Origin of the sequence: Lentzea kentuckyensis, assembly GCF_002150765.1 — a bacterium.
Taxonomy (GTDB): Bacteria; Actinomycetota; Actinomycetes; order Mycobacteriales; family Pseudonocardiaceae; genus Lentzea; species Lentzea kentuckyensis.
Genome location: NZ_MUYM01000202.1, coordinates 1 through 1,416, shown reverse-complemented (window position 1 = coordinate 1,416; position 1,416 = coordinate 1). Strand labels below are relative to the sequence as shown.

Sequence of the window (1,416 nt, the reverse complement as noted above, 5' to 3'; positions counted from 1 at the left end):
ACGCCGACGGCCAGGAAGCTGAAGTACGGGAACACCGTGATGGGGCCTTCGATGCCGGGCGTGATGCCGATCGGCCACACCGCGCGGCGCAACGGCAGGAAGGCGTTGTCGAGAGAGAACTCGTGCGAACTGGTCGCACGCAGACCGGCGGCGTGCCAGGTGTCGTGGATCGTCACGTCCGAACGCGGGTACACGGCCAGACGCGGGCCTACGGGCGTGAGAGTGCCGCCGATGACCCACGAGGAATAAGCGACTGCGCTGCCCCAGCCCCAACGGCCGGTCACGCGATAACCGCCGTCGGCCTCCACGGCCTTCCCCAGCGGTGCGGCGGTGCCCGCGATCAACGCGCGCGGGTCGCTGAAGACCTCGTCGGCGGCCTCCTGCGGCAGGTACCAGGCCAGCGACGACGAGATGGTGGTCGTCATCGCGGTCCAGCCCGTCGAGGCGTCGGACCGGGAGAGCTCCTGGATCTCGCGGCTCCACTCGGGCAGGCCGAGCTCCGCGCCGCCGTAGCGCTTCGGGGCGATCATCCGGTGCACGCCGTGGTCGACGAGCGCGGTCAGCACTGGTTCGGTGAGAGCGCGCTGTTGCTCGGCCAACGGCGCTTCGGCGCGGATCAGGGCGTGGAGATCCATGCGCGCGATCTTGCTGGACGCGCTACAGCTTGGCGAGCGCCTCAACGAGTGGCCTCAGCTCCGGAACGTCGCCGGCTTCCGAAAGCGACGCGGAGAGCACCTCGTCGTGCGTGGGACGAGCCAGGGCGAGCAGCTCGTGGCCCTTCTCGGTGACCTCGGTGTAGATGCCGCGGCGGTCGGTGGGGCACAGGTAGCGCGCCAGCAGGCCGCGGTCTTCCAGCCGCGTGACCAGGCGCGTCGTGGCCGACTGGCTGAGCACCACGGCGTTGGACAGCTGGTTCATCCGGAGGTGGAAGCCGTCCTGACGGTTGAGGACGTCCAGAACGGTGTACTCGCTGACGGAGAGTTCGTGCGCCTTCTGCAGTGCTCTCTCGAGGCGGTCCTCGATACGCGCGCGTGCGCCAGCCCTGCGCGCGCGCCTGGACGGCGTCGTCGTCCAGTGACATACGTCAATCCCTCTCAAATAGACAGCGTGTGCAACTATTGCGTACGCTTGTAATCGTCCTCAACAAGTCTACCGGGGAGAGACATGGATCTGTCGGGACGCACGGCACTTGTGACGGGCTCGACCGCCGGCATCGGCTTCGCCACCGCGGAAGGCCTGCTCAAGGCGGGTGCCGCCGTCGTGGTGAGCGGCCGCGGTGAGGAGCGGGTGGCCGAGGCGGTCGGCAAGCTCAGCGGGTACGGGAACGTGCGCGGTGTCGCGGCGGACATCTCGGCCGCGCGGGGCGTCCAGGAGCTGATCAGCCAGGTGCCCGACGTGGACGTGCTCGTCAACAAC

The 1,416-nt window shown here is 68.9% G+C and carries 2 protein-coding genes and 1 pseudogene; 1 reads left to right on the top strand and 2 read right to left on the bottom strand.

The window, feature by feature from the left end; genetic code table 11:
- Both B0F77_RS45855 and B0F77_RS45850 read right to left on the bottom strand, forming a co-directional pair.
- On the bottom strand, positions 1–635 hold a 635-nt coding region (locus tag B0F77_RS45855; RefSeq protein WP_211294376.1), incomplete at its 3' end, for an acyl-CoA dehydrogenase family protein.
- Between the two features lie 22 nt (positions 636–657).
- Positions 658–1,081, bottom strand: a pseudogene (locus B0F77_RS45850) (MarR family winged helix-turn-helix transcriptional regulator).
- 83 nt (positions 1,082–1,164) lie between these two features.
- On the opposite strand from B0F77_RS45850, the gene B0F77_RS45845 reads away from it, so the two are divergent.
- A partial coding sequence (locus B0F77_RS45845) for an SDR family NAD(P)-dependent oxidoreductase (protein ID WP_143467284.1) occupies positions 1,165–1,416 on the top strand: 252 nt, incomplete at its 3' end.